The organism is Nocardiopsis trehalosi NBRC 14201, from assembly GCF_001552555.1.
Lineage (GTDB): Bacteria > Actinomycetota > Actinomycetes > Streptosporangiales > Streptosporangiaceae > Nocardiopsis_B > Nocardiopsis_B trehalosi.
Genome location: NZ_BCRK01000102.1, coordinates 1 through 22,480 on the forward strand (window position 1 = coordinate 1; position 22,480 = coordinate 22,480).

Genomic DNA, 22,480 nt, shown 5'->3' on the forward strand with positions numbered 1-22,480 from the left:
CCCGGCCCGGCTTACCGGGGCGGGCGGCCGCGGGAACGGACGGGTCGCGGGCGGCGGGGTCAGGCCGTCCGGGCGCCGAGGGCCCGGGCGGTGACGAGGCCGTCGACCAGGCCGTACTCCAGGGCCTGCTCCGCCGTGAAGATCTTGTCCCGGTCGGTGTCCTCGCGCAGCCGCTCGGTGGTCTGCCCGGTGTGCCGGGACAGGATGCCCTCGATCTGCGCGCGGATGCGCAGCACCTCGGCCGCCTGGATCTGCAGGTCGGCGTTCTCGCCCCGGGCCTCGGCCGACGGCTGGTGCAGCAGCACCCGCCCGTGCGGCAGGATCGCCCGCTTGCCCGGCGCCCCCGCCGCCAGCAGCACCGCCGCCGCCGACGCGGCCTGCCCCATGCACACGGTCGCGACGTCCGCCTTCACGAACTGCATGGTGTCGTAGATGGCGGTCAGCGCGGTGTTGGAGCCGCCCGGCGAGTTGATGTAGAGCTGGATGTCGCTGTCGGGGTTCTCGTAGTCCAGGTGCAGCAGCTGCGCCATCACCACGTTGGCCACCCCGTCGTCGATGCCGGTGCCGATGAAGATGATCCGCTCCGACAGCAGCCGGCTGAAGACGTCGAAGGCCCGGTCGCCGTCCGGGCGCCGCTCCACCACGGTCGGCACGGTGTAGGTCCCGCTCATGCCGGCGTCCCCTTCCCCGCCAGCTGGATGCCCAGCGGCGACTCCTTCGCCCCGAACCCGAAGCGCCGGGCGGTCTCCCCGCCGATCTCGGCGGCGCTGCTCACCACGTGGTCCACCAGGCCGTACTCCTTGGCCTGCTGGGCGGTGAACCACCGGTCGCGGCGCTGGTCGTCGGCGATGGTCTGCTCGCTCTGGCCCGAGTGCTCGGCGATCAGCCGCTGCATCGTCTTCTGGGTGTACTCCAGGTTCTCCGCCTGGATCGCGATGTCGGCGGCCGTGCCGGCCAGCCCGCCGGACGGCTGGTGCATCATGATGCGGGCGTGCGGCAGGCTGTAGCGCTTGCCGGGGGTGCCCACGCAGAGCAGGAACTGGCCCATGCTGTAGGCCGACCCCATGACCAGGGTGGCCACGTCGTTGGGGATGAACCGCATGGTGTCGTAGATCGCCATGCCCGCGGTGATCGAACCGCCGGGGCTGTTGATGAGCAGCGTGATGTCGCGTTTGGTGTCCTCCTCGGCGAGCAGCATGAGCTGCCCGCAGAGCCGGTTGGCGATCGCGTCGTCGACCTCGGTGCCGAGCACGACCGTCCTGCCGTGCAGGAGCCGCGACGTGACCTGGTCGTCGATCCCGCCTGCGGCGCCCGCCTCCGCGGCCATCCGCGGTACGTCGTGGAACATGTTTCCTCCCCCGGCCCCGACGGCGGGCGCTCGCCCGTCCGCGGCCGGTGACCCCACCTTGCGGCCCCGCCGGGAGCGGCGGCCACACTTTCTGCCCTGTGGAGATCTGCTGCGGGCAGAGGGGCGGACCGCGGGCGCCCCGCGGTCATCACTCCGGGCGGTCGGGGAGGGCGAAGCCCTCGGGCGGGGAGCCCTCGACGAACAGCATCCGGACCCGGGCCGCGTTCTCGCGGATCCTCCGGGCCCGCCGGTACTCGGGGGAGTCGTACCACTGCCGGAGGCGGTCCATGTCGGGGAACTCGATGACGACGAGCCGGGAGGAGTCCCAGGTCCCCTCGACGGGCTCGGGCGTGGGGCCCGCCACCAGGTAGCGGCCGCCATGGCCGAGGATGGACGGCCGCGCCACGGCGGCGTAGGCCAGGCCGGCCCCCTCGTCCAGCACGTCGATTCCGACGATCGCGTAAGCGGGCATGGGAACTCCGTTTCCTAATGACACGGCGTGTACTTCGGGTACGGCGGAGACTAATGCATTGCGGTAGCCTGCTCAACGTGAGTGGGGACGACGGCGTCCGCGCCGGCGCGGACATGACCCGCCGGGAGCGGCTGCGGGCGGAGGCGATCCGCGAGATCAGGACGATCGCGCTGCGCCAGATGGCGGACGACGGCCCCGGCGCGATCTCGCTGCGCGGAATCGCCCGCGAGATGCGCATGACCCCCCGCGCGATCTACAGCTACTTCGCGACCCGGGACGACCTGATCACCGACCTGATCAACGGCATCGCCGCCTCACTGGCCGAGGAGGTCGAGGCCGCCTGCGGCGCCGTGCCGGCCGACGACCCCGGTGGCAGGCTGACCGCCTGGGGTCAGGCCCTGCGGCGGTGGGCGCTGGCCAACCCGGAGGGCTTCCGCCTCTTCTACGGCAACCCCGTTCCCGGCTACCGGCCCCCCGAGGGCGGACCGGTCGACGCGACGGCGCGCCGCGTGTGCCGGGGCCTCACCCGGCTGGTCGCCGACGCCTGGCCGCACGCCCGGCACCTCCAGCCCGAGGACGCCTCCTGGTCCGACCTGCACCCGGACTACGCCGCCGAGATCCGCGCCGAACTCCCGGACGTGCCGCCCGCGGCGGCGGCGCTCGCCCTGCGGATCTGGGGCCGGATGCACGGACTGGTGGCGCTGGAGATCGACGGGCACATCCACCCCGTCGCCGGCGACCCGGCCGCGCTGCACCGCGCCGAGATGCACGACCTGGTGCGGTCGCTGGGGCTGTCCTAGGCGCGGCGGCCCGGGGGCGGCACGCGCCCGTCCGGTCCCCGCCCCGGTGCGGCCGCTCCACGCGGCCCGCGCGAAAACCCGTCGACACCGCCGCGCGCCGCGGGCATCGTGGGCGGGATGCGACAGGATGAGATCTGGGACACCGAGACCGCCCAGGAGTACGACACCCCCGGCACCGGGATGTTCGCGCCGGAGGTGCTCGGGCCGACCGTGGACCGCCTCGCCGGACTCGCCGGCGGCGGCCGGGCGCTGGAGTTCGCCATCGGGACCGGCCGGGTGGCCGTCCCCCTCGCCGAGCGCGGGGTGGCGGTCAGCGGCATCGAGCTGTCGCGGCCGATGATCGAGCGGCTGCGCACCAAGGCGGACGCCGCGGCCATCCCGGTGGTCGAGGGCGACATGGCGACCGCCACCGTCCCGGGCCCCTTCCAGCTCGTCTACCTGGTCTACAACACCATCTCCAACCTGCTCACCCAGGACGAGCAGGTCGAGTGCTTCCGCAACGCGGCCCGCCACCTCTCCCCGGGCGGGCGGTTCGTCGTCGAGCTGGGGGTCCCCGACCTGCGGCGGCTGCCGCCCGGCCAGGAGGCGGTGGTCTTCGGCTCCGAGGACGGCTACATCGGCCTGGACACCTACGACGTCCTGCGCCAGCGCATGGTGTCCCACCACTTCCGGTTCGGTGGGACGGGCACCCGCGCCCGGGTGGGCCGCAGCCCGCACCGCTACATCTGGCCGGCCGAACTCGACCTCATGGGGCGGCTGGCCGGGTTCGAGCTGGAGTCCCGGCACGCCGACTGGGAGGGCGCCCCGTTCACCGCCGAGTCCGGGTCCCACGTCTCGGTCTACCGCCTCCCCCGCTGACCACCGCGCCGAGGGCGGGGGCGCGGCGGTACAGCGCCGCGGCCCCCGGCCGGGTCAGGCGGCGGCCAGGCGGTCCGGTGTGGGGGCGTCGGCGAGCAGGTCCTCGGGGGCCGACAGCCGCCACGCCTCCAGGACGAGTTCGCTGAGCTCGTCCAGGTCGATCCCGTCCAGGTGCACGACCACCCAGCCGAACCCGCCCGCGGTGAACTGGACCTCGAACACCTCCGGCCGCTCGGCCACGAGGGCGAGCTGCTCGGACAGGGTCTGCTTCAGCCCCACGGTGGCGGTGCGCGGCCACAGGTAGCCGAACCTCCTGCCGCGCACGCTGAACGACGTGTACCGGTCCGACTCCTCGTGCGCCGCGTCGGGCAGCGCGTCCACCAACCGCAGGAACCGCGTGATCTCAACACCCATGGAGTGAGATAACCACACGCGGCGGACCATCGGCGGCGGGGCGGCGGCGCCGACCCCGCCGCCCCGCGCCGACCCGCCCTCACCCCGCGCGGCCGGCCGGGGCGGCGGTCGACGCCACCGGGTCCAGGGTCAGCCGCTCCCAGGAGGCCACGTCGCGCTGCAACTGCCGGTCGTGGGTGGCCAGGACCACCGCCGCCCCGGTGGCGCCGAGCCCTTCGGTGAGTTCGTCGACCAGGGCGATCGAGAGGTGGTTGGTCGGCTCGTCGAGCAGCAGGACGTGCGGGCGGGACGCCAGCGCCAGGGCGAGGTCGAGCCGCCGCTGCTGCCCCATGGACAGGTCGCGCAGCGGCTTGCCGGCCTCCCGCGACGGCAGCAGCCCCAGCGCGGTCAGGGGCACCGCCTCACCCTCCCGCAGGACGCCCGCGCTGACGAGCCGGCCCATGTGGTCGGCGAACACGTCGACGGCGCGGCGCCGACCCGCCGGCGGCGACTCCTGCGCCAGCAGCCGCACCCGGGCGGCGCGCGCCCGGCGCACACCGCCGCCCGTCGGTTCGACCGCCCCGGCGAGCACCGCCAGCAGCGTGGACTTGCCCGCCCCGTTGGCCCCGGTGACCACCAGCCGGGACCCGGAGTCGAGGGCGACCGTGACGGGCCGGTCGAGCCGCCCGGCCACCGTGACCCCCTCGGCCCTCAGCAGGGTCGTCCCGGGCCGGACCGGCAGCTCCGGCATCCGGAACCGCAGCGGGGGCGGCGGCATGGTGACGGCGTGCGCCTCCAGGTCGTCGCGCCTGCGGTGGACGGAGCGGACCAGCCCGGGCGCGCGGGTGGCCCGCTGGTGCTTGCCGGTGCCCTTGTCCGGGCGCCACCCGGTGACGAGCCGGTTCTGCGCCTCCGACAGGTCCTGGGTGAGGCGGGCGTGCTCGGCCTGCTGCTGCTCGTACTCGGCGGCCCAGCGCTCCCGCTCGGAGCGCCGGCCCTCCTGGTAGCCGGCGAACCCCCCGCCGTAGACCCGGGGCCGGTCGTCGCGGCTCGGATCGAGGTCGAGCATCGCCGTCGCCACGTCCGCCAGCAGGGCGCGGTCGTGGCTGACCAGCACCACGCCGCCGGAGCGGCCGCGCAGCCGGTCGGTCAGGAAGTCGAGCCCGGCGGCGTCCAGGTGGTTGGTGGGCTCGTCCAGCAGCAGGAAGTCGTGCGCCGCGCCCAGCAGGCAGGCCAGGCGCACGCGGTAGCGCTGCCCGACCGACAGCTCCGCCAGCGGCCGCGACCGGTCGGTGACGGCGTCCAGGTTCTCCAGGGCCAGGTCGACGCGCCGGTCGGCGTCCCAGGCGTCGAGCGCCTCGGCGGCGTCCAGGGCCGCCGCGTACTCCTCGGCGCCCCGGGGGTCGCCGTCGGCCAGCAGCGCGGCACCGGTGTCGACCGCGGCCAGGGCGGCGCGGACATCGGCGAGTTCGGTGTCGATGAGGTCGCCGACGGTGCGGCCGCCGGCCGCCCGCATCTCCTGCTCGGCGACGCCGAGGGTGCCGATGCGCCGCACGGTGCCGGAATCGGGTTCGATCACACCGGCGAGGATGTGCAGCAGCGTGGACTTGCCGCGGCCGTTCTCGCCCACGATCCCCCAGCGGGAGCGCGGGGTGACGGTCATGTCCACACCGGAGAGCACCGGGCGTCCGCCGCGCACGATGTGGACGCCGGTCGCGGTGAGTTGCGCCCGCTCTCCGGCGGGCAGCGCGAGATCAAGGGTGCGGGTGGTCAATGTTCCTCCGAACAGAGCTCCGCCCCGCGCGTTCACAGCGGGACTGCACGAAGCTCGACAAGCCGACGGTCGGCCCGCGACGGGGCCGGTGGACACGTCAAGGCACCTCGCGGCCGGTCGACGGCGGCGCGGTGCTCGGCTCGGATCAGAGGTACAGAGGAAGATTCACACCTTCACGGTACCCAAGGGGCGACGCCCCCGCCACGGGTTTTCCGCCCGGTCCACGTGGGCCGAGCGCACGGAACCCCGGTGCGCCGGCGGGATTCTCCGCGCGGACCGGGCGGGAAACCCCCTTCCGGCGGAGCCGCGCCGCGCCGATCCTGGAGACGGCCGCGCCGGCGGGCCCCGACCACCGGCGAGGGGGCCGCAGACCCGGTGCCCGGTGGGGCGGGCCGCGGTCGGCCCGCGGACGGCCGCCACCCCAGAGCGAGTCCGGGGCAGGGTGACGGGCGGGCCGCCGGGACCCCTCCCGCCGCCACGGGTGGCGGCCGCCCGATCCGGCGACGACCCGAACGGGCGGCCGCCCGCCGCCGGCCGGACGGCCCGCTCCGGTGCCGGGACCACGAGCATCGACCTGTCGGCCGACGTCCTCTTCCACGGGGGCCGCCGTCGCCGGCTGACCGCGGCCGGGCCGCCGGCGGCGGCGCGTCAGGTCACCAGGCCGCGCCGGTAGGCGTAGACGACCGCCTGCACCCGGTCGCGCAGGCCGAGCTTGGCGAGGATGCGGGACACGAAGGTCTTGACCGTCTCCGGGCTGATCACGAGCGCCGCGGCGATCTCGCTGTTGGACAGCCCGTCCGCGATGAGGCGGAGCACCTCCAACTCGCGCGGGGTCAGCGGGACGTCGTCCGCGTCGCCCCCGGTGGGCCGGATGCGGACGGCGTACCGGCCCACGAGCCGGCGCGTCACCTCGGGGTCGAGCAGCGCCGCGCCCGTGGCCACGGTCCGGATGCCGTGCAGGAGCTGCGTCGGCGGGGCGTCCTTCAGCAGGAACCCGCTCGCGCCCGCGCGCAGCGCCTCGTAGACGTACTCGTCGAGGTTGAACGTCGTCACCACGAGCACCTTGACGGGGTCGGGCACCCCGGCCCCCGCCAGCAGGCGGGTGGCCTCGATGCCGTCGAGCACCGGCATGCGCACGTCCATCACGACGACGTCCGGGCGCAGCCGGGCGGCGAGGTCGACCGCGGTCCGCCCGTCCCCGCACTCGCCCGCCACCTCCATATCGGGCTGGGCGTCGATGATCGTCGCCAGCCCGGTGCGGATCAGCGCCTGGTCGTCGCAGACCAGGACCCGGGTCGGCGCGCTCACGACGGGTTCCCCGCGGGGATGCGGGCCCGCACCGTGAACCCGCCGCCGGCCGCCCCGGCCGCGAAGTCGCCGCCGAGGACGTCGACCCGCTCGCGGAGCCCGGCGAGGCCCCGCCCGCCGCCTTCGGGGAGGCCGGCCCGTCCGCCGGTCCCCTCGGTGCCGACCTCCACGGTGATGTCCCGCAGGCCGTGCCGCACCCGGACCGTCGTGGGGCTGCCATGGGCGTACTTCAGGGCGTTGGTGAGGGCCTCCTGAACGACCCGGTAGGCCACCAGGTCCGCGCTGCCGGCCGATTCGGCCGGGGTGCCCTCCTCGGCGAACACCACCGGCTGCCCGGCCCGGCGGGTCTGCTCCACGAGCGTGCGCAGCCCTCCGGCGGACGGTGCGTGGACCTCCCCGCTGTAGTCGGGGTCGAGCAGGTCGAGCAGGTGCCGCAGGTCGGAGATCGCCCGCCGGCCGGTGGCGGAGACGGTGGCCAGTGCCTGGTCGAGGCGGTCGGGGGTCGCGGTGAGGTACCGGGACGCCTCGGCCTGCACGACCATCGCCGTCACGTGGTGGGTCACCACGTCGTGGAGTTCACGGGCGATCCGGCCGCGCTCGGCGGCCCGGGTCTCCGCGGCGGCGCGGGCGCGGCGCTCGGCCTCCGCGGCCCGGGTCGACCGCAGCCACGCCCCCATGGCCCACGAGACGGCCAGGGCCAGGTAGAGCGCCGCGAACCCGCTCGGCGGCGTCCCCGGGCTCCGCAGGTGCAGCCCGACCGCCAGCGGCACGTACGCCGCGGAGAGCACCAGCGCGGTGGCCGCCCGGTGCCGCTCCACCCGGGACGCCACGCTGATCAGCGCGATGGGCAGCGCCACGCCCGCCGGCGAGTGGTAGCCGCCGAACTGGTCGACGGCGAACCCGCACGCCACCACGGCGAAGGAGGCGAGCGGCCACCGGCCGCGCACGGCGAGCGGGAAGCACTGCAGGGCGATCGCCGCGACGGCCAGGGCGTCGAGGGGGCGGTCCGGCACGCCGCCGAGCCGCGTCCCGAAGTCGTGGAACACCGGCAGCAGCGACGCGACGAAGATGAGCACGGCGAGCGGGAGGCTGAGGAGTCGGCCGCCGTAGCGGTGCCACCGCTCCGCGGCCCGCCGTCGATCCATCACCGGGGCAGTGTAGTGCCGACCGCGTCGGACCGGGTGCCGCGCCGGGGGAAGGGCACGATGTGGCCGCGCCGGTGCGCCAGCCACAGGAACGCGGCCGTCCCCAGCGAGCAGAACACCACCGCGTACAGGCTGCCCTCCGGGCCGAACTCGCCGCCGGTGACCAGGATGTGTCCGGACATCGTGGCGTCCAGCAGGCCCTGCGGGGTGCCGCTGCCCGAGACCTCGGTGCTGAAGATCGCGCTCCCGGCGATGTTCCAGCCGAAGTGCAGGCCGATCGGCAGCCACAGGCTGCGGGTGGCGATGTAGGCGGCGGCGAGCATGCCGCCGGCCTCGATCGCGATGGCGATGGCACCCCACAGGGTGGCGTTCGGGTTGACCAGGTGCACCAGGCCGAACAGTGCGCCGGTCCCCACCAGGGCGATCCACGTGCCGGTCCAACCCTCGATGACGCGGAACAGGACGCCGCGGAACATGACCTCCTCGGTGACGGCGGCGGCCGCCATGAAGCCGACCAGCCCCACCGCCGCGGGCACCGAGCCCAGGCCGGCGACCTGGTAGCCGCCCAGGATGGCGATGTTGACGATGACGAGCCCGAACAGCGCGATCCCGAGCAGCGTGCCCCGGACGACCGCGCTCACCGCGCCCGGACGGGCCGCCTCCGTGACCTCGCGGTGCTCGGTCCGCCGCACCACCCACCGGTAGGCGAATACCGATGCCACGGCCGTCGCCACGCCGATGACGAGGGTGAGCCACGGGTTCCCCTCGACCGCCATGGCGCCTTGCATGCCGATGAACGCGACCGCCGCCACGGCGATGAGCTGCCAGACCAATCTCACGATGTCCTCTTCCGACGAGGCCGCGGCCGGAGCGCCGCGGACGCGTTGAACGCTACGGACCGGGCGGCCCGGAAGCGTCCCCGCGGGGTGGACACTTCCGCGTGGCTCGCACGGGGGACAAGCCCGCGCTCCGGGGTCGGCGGGGCGCGACCGCCCGCTGGGGCCGGGACCCGGGACGGGGGCCGGCGGTCGGCCGCGTGCCGGGCACGGCCGGGCGGGTTCATCGCCGAAAGCGAGCGGACGGATACGCGGAGTGGCATCGTGGGGGACATGACCGAGACGAACCGCCGCATCGTCCTGCTCCGGCATGGCAAGTCCGAATGGTCCGAAGCGGACGACCACGAACGGCCGCTGGCCGACCGGGGGCGCAAGGACGCCCCCGCCGCCGGCCGCCGGCTGGCGGGATCGGGCATCACGCCCGACCTCGCCCTGTGCTCGACGGCCCTCCGCTGCCGCGAGACCTGGAAGCTGGCCGCCGCGGAACTGCCGGAACGGCCGCGCACCGTCTACGACGAACGCCTCTACGAGGCCTCCCTGGGCGAGCTGATCTCCGTCGTCAACGAGGTGGGCGACGACGTCCGCGACCTGGTGATCGTCGGCCACAACCCGGGCGTGCACGCCCTGGCCGACGCGCTGGCGGGCGAGGCCGAGGGCGACCTGCTGCCCCGGATGAACCGGTCCGGCTTCCCCACCTGCTCCACCGCGGTCCTGGCCTTCTCCGGTTCGTGGAAGGAGGTGGAGCACGGGGTGGCCCGGCTGGCCGCCTACTGGTCGCCGCACGTCTGACCGGACGCCGCACCTCCGGGGCCGGCGCCGGGGCCGGATGCGCCCCGAGCGGCCCACGCCGGACCACCCCGCCCGTCGACCGCCCCTCCGCCCCGCTCTCACGCGGGGGCGGGGCCACGGGCAGGTCCGGCGGCGGGGGCGTGGTGTGTCACGGGTCGTCCGCGCCGCCCGCTCGCCGGCCATCTGTCCGTCCCGCTCTCACGCGGGGGCGGGGTCACCGGCAGGTGGGGCGGCGGGCGCCGGGTTCGTCCCGGGCGCCGCGCGCCGAACCACCCGCCCACCGGCCCTCCGTCCCGCTCTCACGCGGGGGCGGGCACCCCGCCGGGCGGGACCACCGGCAGGTCCGGCGGTGTCCCCTCCTCCAGCAGCCGCCACACCGCCGCGGTGTCCAGGTGCCGCTCCACAAGGTCGCCCAGGGCGTCCAGGCGGGCGGACCGCTCCGCCGCGAAGTCGGTCCCGGCGGCGGGGGTGAAGTCGCGCCCCGCGCAGCGGGCGACGTCGGCGAGGAACGCCCGGCGGAACCCGTCGTTCTCCAGCGCCCCGTGCCAGGTCGTGCCCCACACGGCGCCGCGCCGGCACCCGTCGAGGAAGGGCGACGTCCCGGGCGCCGCCAGGTCGACGTCGACCACCCCGTGGTGGATCTCGTAGGCGCGCACGGGCTCGCCGTAGGCGGTGCCCTCCGGGCGGCCCAGCGTCTTCTCCGCGGCGAACCGGACGGTCGCGGGCAGTAGGCCGAGGCCGGGGACGCGTCCGGCACCGGACTCGACGCCGTCGTGGATCTCCCCGGCCAGCATCTGGTAGCCGCCGCAGACGCCCAGCACCGGCCGCCCCTCGGCGGCGCGGCGCACCACGGCGTCGGCGAGCCCGCGCTCGCGCAGCCAGGCCAGGTCGGCCACCGTGGCGCGGCTGCCGGGCAGCACCACCAGGTCGGCGTCGTCCAGTTCGTGCGCGGACGTGGTGAAGCGGACGTCCACGCCGGGTTCCACGGTGAGCGCGTCGACGTCGGTGAAGTTGCTGATGCGCGGTGACCGGACGACGGCCACCCGCAGGGTGCGTGCGCCCGCCGGGGGGCGCATCGGGCCGCGGTCGACGCCGAGCGCCAGCGAGTCCTCCACGTCCAGCCAGAGGCCGTCCAGCCAGGGCAGCACCCCGTACACCGGGCGCCCGGTGAGGCCGCGGAGCATGTCCAGGCCCGGCTCCAGCAGTTCGGGGGCGCCGCGGAACTTGTTCACGACGAAGCCGGCGATCAGGGCCTGGTCGGCCGGCTCCAACAGGGCGAGCGTGCCGTGCAGGGCGGCGAACACGCCGCCCCGGTCGATGTCGCCGACGACGAGCACCGGCAGGCCGGCGGCCCGCGCGAGCCCCATGTTGGCGATGTCGCCGGCCCGCAGGTTGATCTCGGCGGGGCTGCCCGCGCCCTCGCAGATCACCACGTCGTACTCGGCGCGCAGCTCGGCCAGGCCCTCGGCGGCGACCGCCCGCAGCCGCTCCCGGTAGGACCGGTAGGTCAGCGCGTCGGCCTCACCGATGGCGCGGCCGCGCACCACGACCTGGCTGCTGCGGTCGCTGCCCGGTTTGAGCAGGACCGGGTTCATGGCGGATGTCGGCTCGATGCCGCACGCGGCGGCCTGCATCGCCTGGGCCCGGCCGATCTCCGCGCCATCGGGGGTGACCACCGAGTTCAGCGACATGTTCTGCGCCTTGAACGGGGCCACCCGCACCCCCTGCCGGGCCAGCCACCGGCACAGCCCGGCGACCAGCACACTCTTCCCGGCGTCGGAGGTCGTCCCCGCCACGAGCAGCGCCGCCGCCCCGTTCCCCGCACCCATCAGCACCCTTTCCTCGACCGGGACACGTGCCCCCGTTCCACGATCGCGCCCCCGACGGGCGCGCGCCGCCGCGACCTCCCCGGCGCCTCCCGCCACCCCCGCCGCCGGACGGCGTCACACCGGGCGCCCGCCGCGCCGTTCCGGCCACCGCCGGAGCCCCGGCACGGCGGGCAGGGCGGCCGCGGCGGCGGCGAGCACGGCCGCCGCCGCCGTCACCGTCCGCGCCAGGCGGACCGCGCGGCGGATGTCGGCGACCCCGGGGGGCGGGCCCGAACCGAGTTCGGGGCGGTGCTCGACGCGTTCGCCGTAGCGGTTGGCGCCGCCGAGGCGCACCCCGAGGGCGCCGGCGAACGCGGCTTCGCAGTGGCCGGAGTTGGGGCTGGGGTGGCGGTGGCCGTCGCGGGCCCGGACCCGCCGGGCCGCCGACGGCCGGCCGCCCACCACCGGCGCGGCCGCGCACGCGAGGGCGGCGGTGAGCCGGGCGGGCGTCCAGTTCGCCACGTCGTCGAGGCGGGCGGCGGCCCACCCGAAGCGCTCGTAGCGGGGCGAGCGGTGGCCGACCATCGCGTCGAGCGTGTTCACCGCCCGGTAGCCGACCAGCCCGGCCGGTCCGAGCACGGCGCCCCACACCAGCGGTCCGACGGCCGCGTCGGAGGTGTTCTCCGCCACCGACTCCACCACGGCGCGGGCGACGCCCTTCTCGTCCAGGTGGCGGGGGTCGCGGCCGCAGAGCCGGGGGAGCAGCCGCCGCGCCTCGGCGAGGTCGCCCGCCTCCAGGGCGTCGGCGACGGCCGCCGCCTCGCGGCCGAGCATCGCCCCGCCGACGACGGCCCACGTGGCGGCGGCGGTCACCGCGAAGCGCGCGAGCGGGCCGGCGCGGCGCACCACCGCGGCGCCCGCCGTCGTCGGCACGGCCGCCGCGATCAGGGTGAACGCGGCGCCGCGGGCGCGCGAAGGGGCGTACATCCGCCGCTCCAGCCGGGCGGCGGCGCCGCCGAACACGGCGACGGGGTGGCCGCGCCGCGGATCGGCGACGACGCGGTCCAGCGCGGCACCGGCCAGCAGACCGGCGGCGGTGGCGAGGGCCGCGCGGGAGCGGCGGTTCGACGGGGTCACGACCTCAAAGGGTAACGCGGACCCCGGCACCGCCCCACGTTCGCGGCAAGTCCTGAATGGCACCGGATTTCACGAAGAGTCATCACTTACCTTCGCCAAGCGACCGTCGATGTGCGGCGCGGGTATGGCCGGTTCGGGCCGTGAACGAGGTTCCATGTACGCAGCGATCGCCGTTGCCCTGCTCGCCGTCCACGGCGCCTGGTGGCTCTTCTGACGCCCGCCGCCGCCCCGCTCCACCCCAGGTCGGCCCGGGTCCGGCCGCGCGGGTTCGCGAAACGCCAGGCCCCTTGCTCCACCCGAGGGTTAATCACGGGTAACGTGTTCCCGAAGGCAATAGCAGACGGTTTGGTGGAGCCCGCGTGCTAACGAGTCGCAACTACGAAAGACCGTAGTTGGTATTATTTTGCCCAACGATGGGCGACATCGGACGAACACCCTAGAATGTCACCCTGAGGACGGCCCGCCACGGTACGGCTCCCAGTCGATCACAGGCAGCGACCGCCCTCGCCCCCCGCCCACGGGCCACCACCCCTGGACACCCCCGCCTCCGGCACCACCCCAGCGGGCCACAATTGAAATCCAGCACCCGTAGCTCAGTGGATAGAGCATCGGACTTCTAATCCGACGGTCGCAGGTTCGAATCCTGCCGGGTGCGCCACCCGGGTCGATCGTGAACACTATCCGACCTGCAATGATAGGCCCACCGTGCCGCCCCCGCCCCATCCCGCCGAACCCCTGCGGAGCACATGGGGTAGGCAGGGGGTAGGCACCCGACCATGTGAGTTCCGCGCCGTCCCCGACCGGCGCCGCGCGTCCCCTCAGGGCCTGTCGGGGGGAAGCACGGCACGGGTGTCGCAGGGGCGCGGCGGAGTAGGCGCCATGACGCACGTGGTGACCGTGGAACTCACGGCTGCTGCCGGGGGTGCACCAGCCCGTGCACGCGGCGACCGTGTGGCGGGAGGTGTCGGCCACGGGGCGATAGCCCCCTATCGGTGGCGAGGCGAATCCGTGGCCGCCGAGAGCCGGCTTGACCTTGACCCGAGGTCAAGCCGGATGCTGACCGCATGACGCCTTCACGCGCCTCCGCATGGGCCGGCATGGTGCCCGTCGACGACACGGCCCTGGCGGTCACCGACACCCGCGGCCCCGGGCAGCCCATCGTCTATCTCAACGGCTCCTATGCCGGCCAGCGTTCCTGGCGGCGCGTGATCAACGAACTCGGACCCCGGTGGCGGCACATCACCTACGACGAGCGTGCCCGCGGCAAGTCGAAGCGGTCGACCGACTACTCCTTCGAAGGGTGCCTGCGCGACGTCGACGCGGTCATCGAGGCGACCGGGGCGGAGCGGCCCCTGGTGGTGGGCTGGTCCTACGGTGCGGCGCTGGCGGTGCATTGGGCCGATCGCAACCCCGACCGGATCGCCGGTGTAGTCTCGGTCGACGGCGCGGTCCCCTGGGGACTGACCGGCGAGGAGAACCGGGAGCGGATCCGACGCGCGTTCCGCGGCATGCGGCTGGGCCTGCCGCTCGCCCGACCCTTCGGCCTGGCCGCCGCGATGAGCGCCGCTCAGCACGCCCGAGTCAACATCGAGATCAACGAGGTCTGCGCCGCCCTCGAACCCGTCCTGGACCGATTGCGCTGTCCGGTGCGCTACCTCCTGGCCTCCGGAGCCAACCTCGGTGGCGGCGCGCAGGAGATGGAGCAGATGCGCGCCTCCCTCGACCCGGTGCTCCGCCGCAACCCCCACCTGCGGGTCAGCGCCAAAGTAGAGAGCAACCACACCCAGATCCTGCGCAAGGACTTCCGAGCGGTCGCCGCCGCGGTGCGGGAAACCGCTGCGGCCGTCGATGAGCGGGAGGATCGCTGAGGCGATGAGTGGGGAGGTGACCATCGGCCGGGCGGCCGCGTTCGCCGGCATCACGATCAAGACCGTGCGGCATTACCACAAGCTGGGCCTGGTCGAGGAACCAGCACGCGACCACTCGGGCTACCGGCGGTACGGCTCGGCCGAACTCCTGCGCCTGGTGCAGGTCAAGACGCTGGCCACGGCCGGGGTGCCGCTGGCCGACATCGGCCCGCTGCTGGACTGTGACGCCGCGCCGTTCGCCGCGGCGCTCGCCGAGGCCGAGCGGCACCTCACCGAGCGGATCGAGGAGTTGGAGGCCAGGCGTGAAGCGTTGCACCGTCTCACCTCCGGGGATCGGACACTGCTGCCCGACCGGGCCGTGGCGATGCTGGAGGGGATGCCGACCCTGGGGTTCAGCCCGGCCGACGTGCGCACCGCCCGGGAATCCTTCGTTCTGGCCAAAGCGCTGGTCCCCGAAGGCTTCGAGGACTACCTCGCCGACATCGAACACGCGCTCCACGACCCCCGCTTCGTGGAGCTGACCAGGCGCAGCGCCGAGGTCATCGGCTGGGCACCGCAGGACCCCCGCGTCGAGGAACTGGCCGCCGACATGGCCGAGCACTACCTCGCCCACCCCGACCACCTCAAGATCGTGACCGGGCTGCGGGCCCGCACCGAGACCGCGGCCCGCTATAGGCTGATCGCCCACCACGGCGAGGAGCAGGACTCCGCCGCGGCCCGCCTGGCGCTGCTGCTCGAAGCGAAGCTCCGCGCCGGCGGCATCGATATCCCCCCGCCCGCGTGAGATGGCCCGCGTACCGCCGCGCCGGTCGCACCCCACCCGTTCTCGCGGGCGGTCTCCAGGTTCCGGGGCTCAGCGCTTCTGTCTGGCCAGAGACCGCTTCCTGCTCATTCGCCGCGTGCGGCACGACCTTCGAGGAGCTGGTCGCCTACGCCTCGCGCGGCACCCGCGTCCGCCCCGGTCAGGAAGAGACCTCACCAACGGACCGCCACAGGCGGCATCCCGCACGCGCGGCCGGCTCCGCCATCGAGGATGGAAGACCTCTGCCCCGCGTGCGGGTGCCGCGCTCAGTAGAGGCGCGCGAAGGAGCGGTACGGCCGCCCCGGGTCCGAGACCCGGCCCGGCACCGTCCCGGGTGGGCGGCCGCGCACCGCGGACATCGGCCGCCGGCCGCAGACCGGTGAGGGGGCGCCCTCCGGCGGATCGGTCAGCGCAGGGCGTCGTTGGTGCGGGCGGTCCGGATCGCCAGGGCGGCGAGCAGGGCGCAGGCGCCCCCGAGCCACAGCACGCCCTGGAGGGTGAACGTGTCGACGATGATGCCGCCGACCAGCGCGCCGAGGCCGATGGACAGGTTGAACACCGCCACCCACAGTGAGGAGGCCGCTTCCACCGCTCGCGGGGCGGCCTTGATCGTCCACGTCTGGAGGCCCACGGAAACCCCGCCGAAGGCCAGGCCCCAGACGATCAGCAGGACGGCGCCGCCGATCGCGGTCGTGCCCAGCAGCAGGAAGAGGGGCATCGCGACCGCCATGGCCACCGCGATGGCCAGCACGCTGCGGTGCACCCGGCGGGAGAGGGCGATGCCGGCGGCGAAGTTGCCGATCATGCCGGCCGCGCCGAACCCGAACAGCAGCGGACCGACGTAGCGCTCGTCGATCCCTGACAGCTCCTGCAGCGCCGGACTCACGAACGTGTAGGCGGCGAAGTGCCCGAACACGAGGAGCACCGTCGCGATGATGCCGACGCGCACGCCCGGATCGCGGAACTGCTCCACCAGCAGCCCGGGCCGGACGGCCCGGGAGGCGACCAGTCTCGGCAGCACCGCCAGCAGGGCGATCAGGGCCACCAGCGCCAACGCGCTGAGCGAGGAGAAGGCGATGCGCCAGCCGGTCAGGCCGCCGACCAGGGTGCCGAGCGGGACGCCGAACACGTTCGCGGCACCGACGCCGCCGAAGATCACCGCGGTGGCGCGCGGCACGTCCGCCGGGGTGACGAGCCGGACCGCCAGGCCGGCGGCGACCGCCCAGAAGCCGCCGATCGCTATGCCGACCAGCACCCGGGAACCCAGCAGCACCGCGAAGTTCGGCGCCAAGGCGGATCCCAGGTTCGCGGCGGTCATCAGGGCCATCAGCGCGAGCAGCAGGACGCGGCGGTCCAGCGACCCGACGACCATCGGGACCAGCGGTGCCGCGAACCCCGCGACGATGCTGGGCACCGTCACCATCAGTCCCGCCGTCCCCTCGGAGACCGACAGCGCGGACCCCACGGAGGTCAGCAGGCCGATCGGCAGCTGCTCGGCGGTCACCAGGAGGAAGGTGCCCAGGGCCACCACGGAGACCGCCGTCCAGCGGCTCTTGCCCGGGATCCCTGGTTCCGGTGTCCGGGCGGGAATCTGTTCTGCGGTGCTCAACGCGTCCTCCTGCACTCATTTGGGAGCGATTGCTCCCATATGGGGGGACACTAGTATGGGAGCGAACGCTCCACAAGTTGGGTCAGGTGAATCCATGGCACGCCCCCGACAGTTCGACGAGCAGAACGCGGTCATCTCGGCGACCTGGCTGTTCTGGCGACGCGGTTACCACGCCACCTCGGTGCGCGACCTCGGTGACGAACTCAAGCTCACGCCCAGCAGCCTGTACCGGACGTTCACCGACAAGCACACGCTGTTCCTGCGCGCGCTCGACCACTACCGGGCCACCGAGTCCGCCCAGGCCCGCCGGCGGCTGGACACGGCGGACCGCCCGGTCCGGGACGTACTGCGGGAATGGATGCTCTGGCTGGTCGCCTGCCCGGCCGACGGCGAGCCCGCGCGGGGGTGCTTCGTGGTCAACACCGCCACCGAACTGGGCACCACCGACGAGAAGGTCCGGCAGCGGACCGAGGCCGCGTTCGAGGTCACGCGGCAGGCCCTGCGCTCGGTACTGGCCGAGGGCCGCGATCGTGGCGAGCTGTCCGACGACCTCGACCCCGACGGCGCCGCGGAACTGCTGTTCACCACGGTCCTCGGCCTGCGGGTGCGGGAACGCGCCGGCCACGACCGCGCACGCCTGACCACCGCGATCGACCTCGCGATCCGGGCCCTGGGCCCCACGCCCCCGCACCCCGCCTGACGGCCTGCGAGCCCCGACGATCCGCTCAGGTCCGGCGGTTCAGCGCGTCGGCGGTGCCGTCGGCCCGGCACGCCTGAGCAGGACGGGAGGGGCCGGAGCGGACCTCAGGGAGATGGAACGCGCGACGACGAACGAACCCGGAAGCGAACCCGGGGCGGTCGAACCTCGCGCCCCGGGGATCCGGGGTAGGCCTACGGGGGTGGGGGTCAGGGCGTGAGGATGGTCTTGCCGATGGCGGTGCGCTGCTCGAAGGCGCGGGGTGCCGCGGCGGCCTCCGACAACGGCAGGACGGCACCGATGATCGGCGTGAGGTCGCCGGCGGCGGCCAGGCTGAACGCCTCTTCGCGTAGCTCGGCCCGCCGCTCCGGCCCCAAGGCCATGGAGGCGAAGCCGATCACGGAGACGCCCCGCTGGTACACGGCGAGCGGGTCGAAGCTCGGTGCCTGCCTACTGGTCGTGCCGTAGACCACCATGCGGCCGGTGCCGGGGGTCAGCAGGTCGAACGCGGCCGCCGATCCCTGGCCGAGCAGTGCCAGGGCCGTGTGGTCGTCGAGGCCGTCCGGGCGGGGCAGGGCCGACGCGGCGGACATGACCGCCATCTCGGCGTAACCGCCGCAGGCCGTGGTCCCCACCACCCGGCCGCCGACCGTCGCGGGGTCGACGCCGGGCCCGGCGGCCACCACGGTGCCCGCCACCTCGAAACCCGGCGAGAACGGCATCGGCGGATCGGGGAGGGCGGTGCGCCGCATGAGGTCGGCCCGAATCTGGACGTCGGCGAACCCGATGCCCGCGGCCGCGGCCCGCGCTGGGGCGGACCCTGCTCGAACCCATCGCCGCGGGCCGCCGCTGGGTGGCGGACCACATGCCGGACCTGCTCGCCGCCCGCGACGCGTACGAGGGCCGCGCCGCCGGCACGGGGTGACGCACCCGCCCGCAGCGCCGCCGCGGCCCACCTCCGACCGCCCGGGCTCCGCCGACGGGAAACCCGGCCGCACGACGGCCCCGCCGAGCGCGGCCGGGCCCGCGGTGGCGGGGGGTGGAGAATGCCGGTATGCGTGTCGGCATCCTGGGCCCATTGCGGGTGGCCGCCGACGGCCGCAGTGCGGGCGTCGGCGGTCCGCGTGTCCGCGCCCTGCTGGCCCGGCTCGCTCTGGCGGCGGGCCGCACCGTCGGCCACCGGGCGCTGATCGGCGACCTGTGGCCCGAAGCGGATGTGGCGGCCGGACCAGAGAACCCCGCGGCCGCGCTGCACTCGCTGGTCGCCCGGCTGCGGCGGGCCCTCCCCGAACCCGGCGTCCTGCGCTCCGAGCCGGCGGGCTACCGACTGGACCTGCCCGCCGAGGCCGTCGACGCCGTCCTGTTCGAACGCCTGTCCCGCGAGGGCCGCGACGCCCTGCGGGGAGGGCAGCACGCCGTGGCCGTCGAACACCTGGGACGCGCCTTGGACCTGTGGCGGGGCGACCCCTTGGCCGACGTCCCCGCACTGCCCTATGCCGAGGCCGCCGCCGTTCGGATCGGCGAGCTGCGCCTGGGCGCGGTGGAGGACCGGGCCGAGGCCGGGATCGCCCTCTCCGGAGAGGTCCCGGACCTCGCCGCCCTCCAAGAACTCGCCGCCGGGCATCCGCTCCGCGAGCGCCTGCGCACGCTGCTCGTCAGCGCCCTCGACGCCCAGGGCCGACGCGCCGAGGCCCTGTACGCGTATGAGGAGTACCGGCTCCGCCTGGCCGAGGACCTGGGCGCCGCCCCGGGGCCGGAACTGCGCGCGCTGCACCTGCGCCTGCTCCGTGAAGAGCGCACGCCCGCAGCGAGGCACCGAACCGCGCCGCACGGCAACCTGCGCGCCCCGCTGACGGCGTTCATCGGCCGGGAGGACGAGCGGGCGCTGGTCGCGGAGCGGCTGTCGCGGTACCGGATGGCCACCCTGGTCGGGACCGGCGGGGTCGGCAAGACCCGCCTGGCGTCGGTCGCCGCCGCCGACATCGGCGGCCGCGTGTGGCTGGTGGAGCTGGGGGACGTCACCGACCCCGGCGACGTCCCCCGCGCCGTCGCGCGGACGCTCGGCCTTGCCGGTCCGGCCGACTCCGTCCCCGCCCTGGTCGACGCCCTGTCCGCGGCCGACACGCTCTTGGTCCTCGACTGCTGCGAGCACGTGGCCGACGCCGCCGCCCGGTTGGCCGAGGACCTGCTGGGCCGCTGCCCCCGGCTGCGCATCCTCGCCACGAGCCGGGAACCGCTCGGCGTCCCCGGGGAGGCGCTGTGCCCGGTCCCCCCGCTCACCCCGGCTGAGGCGCGGACGCTGTTCACCGACCGGGTACTGGCCGTCCGGCCGGACGCGCCGCCCGCGGAGGCGGTGGCGCGGATCTGCCGGCGCCTGGACGGCCTGCCCCTGGCCATCGAACTGGCCGCCGCGCGGCTGCGGTCGATGACCCCGGAGGCGCTGGCCGCGGGCCTGGACGACCGGTTCCGCGTCCTGACCGGCGGCGCCCGCACCGCCCCGCCCCGCCACCGCACGCTGCGCGAGGTGGTCGCGTGGAGCTGGGACCTGCTCACCCCCGTCGAACGCGAGGCCGCCGAGCGCCTGTCCGCCTTCGCCTCCGGCATCACCCCGCCGACCGCCGAACACGTCGGTGTGGCAGCCGAGACCCTGTACTCCCTGGTGGACAGGTCACTGCTGGAGGCGGACGGCGACCGCTACCGGATGCTGGACACCATCCGCGAGTACGGCGTCCGGCGCCTGGCCGCCACCGGTCGGCTGAAGGCCGCCCGGACCGCCCACGCCGCGTGCTTCCTGGACCTCGCGGAACGGGCCGAACCGCATCTGCGGGGGCCGGGGCAGTCGGCCTGGGCGGCCCGGCTCGCCGCCGATGAGGGCAACCTGGCCGCCGCCCTGGGGTACGCCCGGGAGACCGGCGACACCGGCACCGCCGTGCGGCTGGGGGCGGCCCTGGGCCTGTACTGGGCCATCCGCGGCGACCACGTCGGCGCCGCCGTCCGCCTCCGCGCGGTCCTGGGCGCGTCGGCCGGAGACAGCGGCCCACTGCGCCGGGCGCGGTCGCGTGCGGCCGCCGCCTACCTGCTCAACGCCGCGTTCGCGGGCGGGCTCGCCGACGCGCGCTCCGTCGTCGGTCCGCCGCCGGACACCTCCGAGCCGGTCGGGGCGTTCGCGGCGGCCCTGCTGGCCGCGGCCGAGGACCGGATCGCCGACGGGGCGGCGGTCCTGACCCCGCACCTGGCCCACCCCGACCCGTGGACGAGGGCGATGCTGCTGCTGGCGCGGGCGTTCCTGGGCGGGGCCGCAGGCGGCGTCGACCGGGGCACCGGCGACGTGGAGTCCGCCGCGGCCGCATTCCGCGAGGCGGGGGAGTCCTGGGGGCGGTCGCTGCTGCTGATGTCGCTGGCCCACGCCCGCTCCGCGGCCGGCGACACTGCGGCGGCCGCCGCCCTGCTCGCGGAGGCGTCGGAGCTCGCCCGCGGTCTCGGCACCCACCACGGGCAGCGTGTCTGGTTGGCGATGGCGCACGTCGACACGGGCGAACTCGACCGGGCGCGCGACCGGCTGGAGGAGGTGGTCGCGGAGGCCGCCTCAGCACGCCAGGTGGCGCTGGCCCGCATCTGCCTGGCCGACCTGGCCCGCCACGAGGGGGACCTGGCGCGGGCCGGGCGGCTGCTGGAGCGCGCCCGTGAGGCCGGGCGCGGCGGCGAACCGGCGGACCGGGCCCTGTACGCCGCCGCCGTGGGGGCTCTGGCCGCGGCGTCCGGCGACCCCGACGCGGCCGCCCGCCGCGTGTGCGAGGCCTTCGGCGTGGCCGACGCCCTGGCGGACCCGCCGATGATCGCGGAGGTGGCGGTGGGCACGGCGGGCGTGCTCCTGGCACGGGGCCGACCGGAGCGGGCCGCACGGGTGCTGGGGGCCGCCCACGCCCTGCGCGGCGGCCCCAACCCGGCCCATCCGGACGTCGCCCGAATCCGCCGCGCGCTGCCGGACCACCGCGCCGTCTACGACCGCGCCAGCCGCCTGCCTCCGGAGGCGGCCCTGGCGGCGCTCCGCGAGGAGCACGACCGGGCCGCCCGGTGAGGCCGCCCGCGCGGTCGGCCCGCTACGCTGTGGCGGCCTTCGCCCGCTCCTTCCGCAGGAACTCGTCCCGGCAGCCGTCGCAGCAGAACGCGTGCAGCGCCCCCCGCCACTCCAGGGTGGTGGCGGTGCCGTCCAGGGGCACGATCACCCCGCACAGCGGGTCGCGCGCGGCGCGCCCCTCGGCGAGGTCCCCCTCGTAGGACGCGCCCATCATCTCCACGATCTCCTCGGACCCGACCGTCCGGCCGTACACGCCGAGTCCGCCCTCGGAGACGCCCACCACCTGCACCTGGACCACGGGCTCCCGGTAGGGCCGCTCGGCGTCGGCCTCGCTCTCGGCGATGATCCGGGTGGCGTAGGCGACCAGGGCGTCGCTGATGGCCTTCCGCCAGGGTCCCGGCACGTGGAAGCGGACCGCGTACCGGGGTGCGGGGTCGGCTCCGAGGGCGTGCTGGTCGACCACCCACACCGCGGGTTCGTGCACCACCACCTGCATCAGGGAGCCCAGGGCCCGCTCCCAGCCCGAGGGGATCGCCTCTCCTTCGGTCAGTTCGGTCACGGTCCCCAGGCGCTCCGCCACGCGGCGGAGCCGCTCCGGCGGGACCGATCCCCGGGGGACGGACAACTCGATGAACATCATCGTCGACACCTCCGCTCCGGATGGTGGCGGACGCTCCTGTCAGAAGGCTGCCGGTCCGCTGCCGGGGCGGACACCGACCCCGCGAGGCCGCGCCCGGGGTGGGCGCGGCCTCGCGGGG

At 75.4% G+C, this 22,480-nt stretch carries 20 protein-coding genes and 1 tRNA gene; 8 read left to right on the plus strand and 13 right to left on the minus strand.

Annotation, left to right across the window (positions count from 1 at the left end):
* Positions 1–59: 59 nt before the first annotated feature.
* From NT8_RS17615 to NT8_RS17625, 3 genes are all read right to left on the minus strand, one after another.
* Positions 60–671, minus strand: a complete 612-nt coding sequence (locus NT8_RS17615) for a ClpP family protease (protein WP_067970788.1) — start codon at positions 669–671, stop codon at positions 60–62.
* Positions 668–1,348 (minus strand): ClpP family protease, encoded by a 681-nt coding sequence (locus NT8_RS17620; RefSeq protein WP_067970790.1) that lies wholly within the window; start codon positions 1,346–1,348, stop codon positions 668–670. The genes NT8_RS17615 and NT8_RS17620 overlap by 4 nt, the downstream gene beginning before the upstream one ends.
* A 148-nt stretch (positions 1,349–1,496) precedes the next feature.
* The gene (locus NT8_RS17625; protein WP_067970793.1) at positions 1,497–1,820 is read right to left on the minus strand and encodes a DUF1330 domain-containing protein; all 324 of its coding nucleotides are present in this window, start codon (positions 1,818–1,820) and stop codon (positions 1,497–1,499) included.
* 77 nt (positions 1,821–1,897) lie between these two features.
* On the opposite strand from NT8_RS17625, the gene NT8_RS17630 reads away from it, so the two are divergent.
* Both NT8_RS17630 and NT8_RS17635 read left to right on the plus strand, forming a co-directional pair.
* Entirely contained in the window at positions 1,898–2,620 is a 723-nt protein-coding gene (locus NT8_RS17630; protein ID WP_245646228.1) for a TetR/AcrR family transcriptional regulator, read from the plus strand.
* A gap of 117 nt (positions 2,621–2,737) precedes the next feature.
* Entirely contained in the window at positions 2,738–3,478 is a 741-nt protein-coding gene (locus tag NT8_RS17635; protein ID WP_067970794.1) for a class I SAM-dependent methyltransferase, read from the plus strand.
* A 54-nt stretch (positions 3,479–3,532) separates the two neighbouring features.
* On the opposite strand, the gene NT8_RS17640 is transcribed toward NT8_RS17635, so the two are convergent.
* The 5 genes from NT8_RS17640 to NT8_RS17665 form a co-directional block, all read right to left on the minus strand.
* Positions 3,533–3,892 carry an MmcQ/YjbR family DNA-binding protein gene (locus NT8_RS17640; RefSeq protein ID WP_067970796.1) on the minus strand — a complete coding sequence of 120 codons (360 nt, stop codon included), beginning with the start codon at positions 3,890–3,892 and terminating at the stop codon, positions 3,533–3,535.
* A 79-nt stretch (positions 3,893–3,971) separates the two neighbouring features.
* Positions 3,972–5,618 carry an ABC-F family ATP-binding cassette domain-containing protein gene (locus NT8_RS17645; RefSeq protein WP_174549591.1) on the minus strand — a complete coding sequence of 549 codons (1,647 nt, stop codon included), beginning with the start codon at positions 5,616–5,618 and terminating at the stop codon, positions 3,972–3,974.
* Positions 5,619–6,293: 675 nt separating this feature from the next.
* Positions 6,294–6,953 (minus strand): response regulator, encoded by a 660-nt coding sequence (locus tag NT8_RS17655; protein ID WP_067970804.1) that lies wholly within the window; start codon positions 6,951–6,953, stop codon positions 6,294–6,296.
* Positions 6,950–8,098 carry a sensor histidine kinase gene (locus NT8_RS17660; RefSeq protein ID WP_067970806.1) on the minus strand — a complete coding sequence of 383 codons (1,149 nt, stop codon included), beginning with the start codon at positions 8,096–8,098 and terminating at the stop codon, positions 6,950–6,952. Before NT8_RS17660 ends, NT8_RS17655 begins: the two co-directional genes overlap by 4 nt.
* Positions 8,098–8,937 (minus strand): CPBP family intramembrane glutamic endopeptidase, encoded by an 840-nt coding sequence (locus tag NT8_RS17665; RefSeq protein ID WP_067970808.1) that lies wholly within the window; start codon positions 8,935–8,937, stop codon positions 8,098–8,100. The genes NT8_RS17660 and NT8_RS17665 overlap by 1 nt, the downstream gene beginning before the upstream one ends.
* A gap of 270 nt (positions 8,938–9,207) precedes the next feature.
* On the opposite strand from NT8_RS17665, the gene NT8_RS17670 reads away from it, so the two are divergent.
* Positions 9,208–9,723 carry a SixA phosphatase family protein gene (locus tag NT8_RS17670; protein ID WP_067970811.1) on the plus strand — a complete coding sequence of 172 codons (516 nt, stop codon included), beginning with the start codon at positions 9,208–9,210 and terminating at the stop codon, positions 9,721–9,723.
* Positions 9,724–10,022: 299 nt separating this feature from the next.
* Here the strand turns inward: NT8_RS17670 and NT8_RS17675 are convergent, their stop codons facing one another.
* Positions 10,023–11,552 (minus strand): cobyric acid synthase, encoded by a 1,530-nt coding sequence (locus NT8_RS17675; protein ID WP_067970812.1) that lies wholly within the window; start codon positions 11,550–11,552, stop codon positions 10,023–10,025.
* 114 nt (positions 11,553–11,666) lie between these two features.
* Positions 11,667–12,668: a cobalamin biosynthesis protein gene (locus tag NT8_RS17680; RefSeq protein ID WP_067970814.1), complete on the minus strand. Its 1,002-nt coding sequence runs from the start codon at positions 12,666–12,668 to the stop codon at positions 11,667–11,669.
* A gap of 582 nt (positions 12,669–13,250) precedes the next feature.
* Between NT8_RS17680 and NT8_RS17685 the strand changes: the two genes are divergently transcribed.
* From NT8_RS17685 to NT8_RS17695, 3 genes are all read left to right on the plus strand, one after another.
* A tRNA-Arg gene (locus NT8_RS17685) sits at positions 13,251–13,326 on the plus strand.
* A gap of 406 nt (positions 13,327–13,732) precedes the next feature.
* Positions 13,733–14,536, plus strand: coding sequence for an alpha/beta fold hydrolase (locus NT8_RS17690; RefSeq protein ID WP_067970816.1), 804 nt, complete (start codon positions 13,733–13,735; stop codon positions 14,534–14,536).
* A 4-nt stretch (positions 14,537–14,540) separates the two neighbouring features.
* Complete coding sequence (locus NT8_RS17695; RefSeq protein ID WP_084469047.1) at positions 14,541–15,320, plus strand: MerR family transcriptional regulator; 780 nt, start codon at positions 14,541–14,543, stop codon at positions 15,318–15,320.
* A gap of 424 nt (positions 15,321–15,744) precedes the next feature.
* Here the strand turns inward: NT8_RS17695 and NT8_RS17700 are convergent, their stop codons facing one another.
* Positions 15,745–16,947 (minus strand): MFS transporter, encoded by a 1,203-nt coding sequence (locus NT8_RS17700; RefSeq protein ID WP_067970820.1) that lies wholly within the window; start codon positions 16,945–16,947, stop codon positions 15,745–15,747.
* A gap of 94 nt (positions 16,948–17,041) precedes the next feature.
* On the opposite strand from NT8_RS17700, the gene NT8_RS17705 reads away from it, so the two are divergent.
* Complete coding sequence (locus NT8_RS17705; protein WP_067970822.1) at positions 17,042–17,647, plus strand: TetR/AcrR family transcriptional regulator; 606 nt, start codon at positions 17,042–17,044, stop codon at positions 17,645–17,647.
* A 206-nt stretch (positions 17,648–17,853) separates the two neighbouring features.
* Here the strand turns inward: NT8_RS17705 and NT8_RS31305 are convergent, their stop codons facing one another.
* Positions 17,854–18,723: a zinc-binding dehydrogenase gene (locus tag NT8_RS31305; RefSeq protein WP_157515871.1), complete on the minus strand. Its 870-nt coding sequence runs from the start codon at positions 18,721–18,723 to the stop codon at positions 17,854–17,856.
* Here NT8_RS31305 and NT8_RS17715 point away from each other — a divergent pair.
* Entirely contained in the window at positions 18,699–21,722 is a 3,024-nt protein-coding gene (locus NT8_RS17715; RefSeq protein WP_067970826.1) for a BTAD domain-containing putative transcriptional regulator, read from the plus strand. The genes NT8_RS31305 and NT8_RS17715 overlap by 25 nt on opposite strands.
* A gap of 22 nt (positions 21,723–21,744) precedes the next feature.
* On the opposite strand, the gene NT8_RS17720 is transcribed toward NT8_RS17715, so the two are convergent.
* On the minus strand, positions 21,745–22,362 hold the full coding sequence (locus NT8_RS17720) for a YHS domain protein (RefSeq protein ID WP_067970828.1): 618 nt from the start codon (positions 22,360–22,362) through the stop codon (positions 21,745–21,747).
* Between the last annotated feature and the right edge of the window lie 118 nt (positions 22,363–22,480).